We start from the raw sequence: 4,834 nt of genomic DNA, 5'->3' as shown, positions 1-4,834 counted from the left end.
AGTCCTGAGGCCGCCGCTCGGGCGGGATAGCGGCCCACCAATGGCCACCCCACTCGTGGGTCACCACGGCCCCGGCCTGACTCCACGTCCCGACCTGGTGCATCCGCGTGGCGAGCCAGAAGAACCCTTTTGATCGCCAGACACCCGGCCATTCCCGGTTAAACACTTCCATCAGCCGATCTGGATGAAACGGTCGGCGGGCGCGATAGATGAAACTGGTGACGCCGTACTCTTCGGTCTCCGGGGTCTTCCCGAACTCCAGAGCCTGCCGCCAGCCCGCCGCACTCTGCGCCTTAAGCATATCGAACCGGCCGGTATCCAGGACTTCGGAAAGCGGCACCTCGCCGTGCTTCGCCGTCACGATACGCGCGCCAGGATTCAGCATGCGGCAGATGGCTTTGACCTCGCGGAGGGCCTGTGAGGTCACCAGATCGACCTTGCTAAGGACAATGACATCCGCGAACTCGATCTGATCAACGAGCAGGTTCACGACAGTTCGGACATCGCCCTCGCCGAGGCTCTCACCGCGGTCGGCCAGGAAATCGCGGCTGGCGTAGTCACGGTGGAAGTTGAACGCGTCGACCACGGTCACAAGAGTGTCGAGCCGAGAGACGTCGCGCAGCGAGTCCCCGGATTCCTCGATAAAATCGAAGGTGGCCGCCACCGGCATCGGCTCGGAGATTCCGGTCGACTCGATCAGCAGATAGTCGAAACGACCCTCGGCTGCGAGGCGCCGCACTTCCGCCAGCAGATCTTCGCGCAGCGTGCAGCAAATGCAGCCGTTACTCATCTCCACAAGCCGCTCTTCCGTGCGCGACAAATCCGCGTCCCCACCCCGGACGAGGGCGGCGTCGATGTTCACCTCGCTCATGTCGTTCACGATGACGGCGACCCGCTTGCCCTCGCGGTTGCGGAGGATGTGATTGAGCAACGTGGTTTTTCCGGCTCCCAGGAACCCTGAAAGCACCGTCACCGGCAACTGCCGCATCATCAGTCTCATCTTTTGTGTTGTTATGTTATAACATAACTCTGATGTTGCCAGCTTGCAACCGCAATCGCCTTCGGAGCGGGAATGAGATCGCTTGATGCACAGCGCAATGAGAGGGCTTTGCATCTCTGGAGCCGCCGAACTACAGGCCGCCCGCAATCAGGAGCCTTAGCCGCGCCTGTGTCCGAGGATGGAGGTCAGCCTCCCGCCCGGAATCGCGGCGAAAACGCTATGCCGGCCTTGCGTCCGCGATCCGATAGAAGATGCCACCCTCGTCCTGGCCGCCGAGGGTCAACGTACCCTGGATGGTCTTCACGCGGTAATCGAACCCGAGCCCGACGGGCGACTTCACCTCGATGAACTGCATGGGACTGGGGTTGAGATGGAACGGGCAGTCCGGCGGATAGGCCAGCAGCACAAAGTGCTTCTGCAGCGTGCCGTTCTGGAGCGGCATCATGTAGCCAGAGACCTTAACCACCTTGCCGTTCAGGGCCTGCACGCCAGGTGGAAACAGCGGCTTAGAGCGGATGAACCCCTTGTCATCCGTGCGGGTAACTTCTTTTGTGGACTCCAGCAGCGTCCAGGAGATTCCCCCAGGCGGCGTGTCAGCGGGTTTCCAGACAGATTCCGTGGGTGCCAGTGGCCTTGGGCTAGGCTGCAGCGCCGCAAAGGCCGGGCTGGCGACAAGACCCAGGGCCATGGCGGCGAAGGTGCGGCGGTCGTGCACGACGATCTCCTTATCGGGCATGAGAGAGGGTTCGGGCGATATCAACGCCGAAGACGCGAAGGGCCGGCAGAAGCGCGGCGACCGCCCCGGCCCCGAGTGTCGCCAGGACGATCGAGCCCTCGGCCGGTTCAAAGCGCCAGGCCGTGAGGCCAACCTCTCGCAGCTGCTCGAAACTCGCGACGGCGAGTGCCACGACGCCGTGCCCGAGCAAGAGGCCAAGGATCGCGCCGGCGGCGGCGAGCAGCAGACCTTCGGAAATCACCTGGGCGAAGATCGCCAACGGTTTCGCACCCATCACGCGCAACATCGCCATATCGGCCTCACGCTGTCGAAGCGCCGTGTAGAGGGCCACGAAAATCGAAAGGCAACCCGAGAGCAAGAGCAGGGCAGCAAAGGCCCGCGCCGCATCAAGTCCGACGCCCAGCAGCGCCAGGAGGCGCGTCGTCTCGACCGCCGGAACCGCCGCCTGCAGCGCGGTCTGTCGGTTGATAAAGGCCGGAAGACGAACGGCGGCCAATGCAGACCGGTAGCGGACGAGAATGGCCGTGACTTCCGGCTTACTCTCATGAGCACGGACGCTGGCGTTGGCGACCTCGGTCTCCGGTTCATGCTCATGATCATGATGGTCGTGCGCGCCCTCGGCGTGGTCATCATGAAGAATGCCATGCACGTCCCAGACGCTGTCGACCGACGTGAGGATCAGGCGGTCCAGCACCGTTCCGGTGGGCGCCAGCACACCCACTACCTGGAAGGGATGCGCTTCGTGTTCATTGCCGCCTTCCGCCGACAGGCCGTGAGAGCCGAGGAATTTCTGGCCCAGCTTGGCGCCGGTCTCACGCCCAACCTCGGCGCCGATCACCACCTCGCCTGACGCCCGCCACAGTTGCCCTTGCGCCAGCCGACCGGCATAGTTTTCGATCAGACCGGCCTCGGTTCCCACAATCCGGAAACCTCGAAAATTGTCGCCGAGCGCCAGTGGAATGGCCGCAGCGACGGTCGGGTCGCGCCGCAGCGTGTCCAGGGTGTCCAGTGGGATGTTCCCGGTCGGCACATCCACATGATAGACGCTCGATAGGATCAACTGCATCGGCGAGCCCTTCGCCCCCACCACCAGATCGATCCCCCGGGCGTCGCGTTCGAACCGTTCGCCAAGTTGAGCGCCAAACAGCACCAGGATCACCATGGTGGCGACCGCAAGCGCGAGCAGCAGCACGTTCAGCCCGGTATTCAGGGCGCGGTCGCGCAGATAGGCGAAGGACAGCCCTGTGAGCGTCACGCGGCAACCGCCAGCGGCTGCAGTTCGACGGCATGGGCGAAGCGGGCACGAATGCGGTGGTCGTGGGTCGCGATCAGCAAGGTCGAACCGCTTGCGGCCGCGCTGCTAAGCAACAGGTCAATCATCGACTGGGCGTTGGTGTCATCCAGCGCCGACGTCGGCTCGTCCGCCACCAGGAGCGCCGGACGCGTGCAGAGCGCGCGGGCGATCGCGGCCCGCTGACTCTCGCCCTGACTGAGGTCTCGGGGTCTGGCGTCGGCGCGATGCGAAAGACCCACGCGTTCGATCAGTGTGTTGATTTCGGCGGGATCACTGGCGCTTGGCCCCAGGTTCTGCGCAAGCGACAGGTTTTGACGCACGGTCAGCGCCGAAACCAGGCGCAGGGTCTGAAACACCAGACCGATGCGGTCGCGCCGCAAGGCGTCGCGCGCTGCGGGGCTCACCCCCGTCATTGGACGACCGTCAATCAACACCGTTCCCGACGTCGGAGTCATCAATCCGGTGAGAATGTTGATCAGAGTGGTCTTGCCGCTTCCAGAGGGACCCAGGAGCAAAGCATGCTCGCCCTGTGTCACCCGAAATTCCCGCAAGTCCAGAATGGTCCGGTCAGCGATCCTGTGCAGCAGGCTCTGCGCGTCGATCAACATCGATGTTCTGTTTCATGGAAGCGGTGTCAGGCGCGACGCTGAACTGGGCGGGATCATCCGCGCGAATGTTGAAGCGGGTCAGGAAACTCTGCTTTGCCGCCTCCATCGCGCGCTCACGGCGCTCAATCGCCATGGCCTCGCGCGTGGTGCCATAGCCTTCATATCCGTCGTAGGTCTGCCCACCGATGAGACCAAAACCTTCGTGATAGTCACACGCTGAGGCTCGGCTTGCGGCAAGGCTGCCGACGAAAGCGATTCCGATCATCCAGCGCATTCGAGCCCCCAATTCAGATACGATATAACATATCGAATAGTGCTTGCCTACCAATCCCTCTTCAGGGTGTCGCAGGCTTCAAACTTTGGCTGTAAGCCTCGGCCTGGGCCATCAGGCGCAGCACATTGCCCCCCCAGATTTTAGCAAGGTTTGCCTCGGAGTATCCTGCAGCGCGGAGCCGCGCCGTGACTTTTGGCAGTTCGGCCACGCTGTCGAAGTCGCGGACGCCACCGCCACCATCCCAGTCTGCGCCCATGCCAACATGATCAGGTCCAACAACCTTCAACACGTGAAGGATATTGGCCATGTAGTCTTCAAAGGATCCCCGCCAATTGGGATATGTGGTGTCCAGACCGGCGATCTCGGCGGTGAGCGCCTTGCGTTCCGCCGGCGTGAGTTGCGCCCAGCGCGCCAGCTGGAAGCGAAGGGCTCCCTGCTTGGCGCGCAGCTCCGGATAGTTTGTCCCCCCGAAGACATACATCGAGTTCATCTGCACCACGCCCCCCGACGCGGCGACCTTGCGCAGCCGGTCGTCATCAAGGTTGCGGGGATGGTCAAAGACTGACTTGGCGCCATGATGAGAGAGAATGATCGGGGTCTTGGAGAGTTCGACCAGCTGCTCGATGGTTTCGTCCGAGGCGTGGGAACCGTCGACCACAATGCCCAGGCGATTGGCTTCCTGCAGCCAGGCCCGTCCCAGGGGGCTGAGGCCGCCCCAGCGCCTCACGGGATCGGTCGCGCTATCGGCGAACTGATTGTTGGCGCCATGCACCGGGGCGGCCATGCGCACACCCAGGTCATAGAAGGTCTTCAACAGACTGACGTCTTCCCCAAGGGGATAGCTATTTTCGATGCTTTGGTAGACCACCAGCCGTCCGGACTTGACGATCCGTTCCGCATCACCGGCGCGAACAGCCAGTTC

Annotated in this window: 6 protein-coding genes; all 6 read right to left on the bottom strand. The window is 63.0% G+C overall.

All coding sequences use genetic code 11. The features are described from left to right. Nucleotides 1-1,114 (bottom strand): GTP-binding protein (locus tag ACIQ42_RS16010; protein WP_397423243.1); only part of this gene is annotated, 1,114 nt, incomplete at its 3' end. A 103-nt stretch (nt 1,115-1,217) separates the two neighbouring features. Beyond that, a complete protein-coding gene (locus tag ACIQ42_RS16005) occupies nt 1,218-1,715 on the bottom strand; it encodes a DUF3299 domain-containing protein (RefSeq protein WP_397423242.1) in 498 nt (165 codons plus the stop codon). Nucleotides 1,716-1,725: 10 nt separating this feature from the next. Continuing rightward, the gene (locus tag ACIQ42_RS16000) at nt 1,726-2,991 is read right to left on the bottom strand and encodes an FtsX-like permease family protein (protein WP_397423241.1); all 1,266 of its coding nucleotides are present in this window, start codon (nt 2,989-2,991) and stop codon (nt 1,726-1,728) included. Beyond that, a complete protein-coding gene (locus ACIQ42_RS15995; RefSeq protein WP_397423240.1) occupies nt 2,988-3,638 on the bottom strand; it encodes an ABC transporter ATP-binding protein in 651 nt (216 codons plus the stop codon). The genes ACIQ42_RS16000 and ACIQ42_RS15995 overlap by 4 nt, the downstream gene beginning before the upstream one ends. Next, entirely contained in the window at nt 3,598-3,966 is a 369-nt protein-coding gene (locus ACIQ42_RS15990; protein WP_397423239.1) for a hypothetical protein, read from the bottom strand. Before ACIQ42_RS15990 ends, ACIQ42_RS15995 begins: the two co-directional genes overlap by 41 nt. Nucleotides 3,967-3,973: 7 nt before the next feature. After that, the coding region (locus ACIQ42_RS15985; RefSeq protein ID WP_397423238.1) for a dipeptidase at nt 3,974-4,834 on the bottom strand (861 nt) is incomplete at its 5' end.

Origin of the sequence: Phenylobacterium sp. (assembly GCF_044372605.1) — a bacterium.
GTDB lineage: Bacteria > Pseudomonadota > Alphaproteobacteria > Caulobacterales > Caulobacteraceae > Phenylobacterium.
Note: the sequence above shows the minus strand (reverse complement) of the source record. Positions and strands in the feature narration are given on the sequence as shown.

What these genes read in the sequence shown, in the direction of transcription:
- ACIQ42_RS15995 (WP_397423240.1), bottom strand. Translation starts at nt 3,638, where the DNA reads ATGTTGATCGACGCGCAGAGCCTGCTGCACAGGATCGCTGACCGGACC.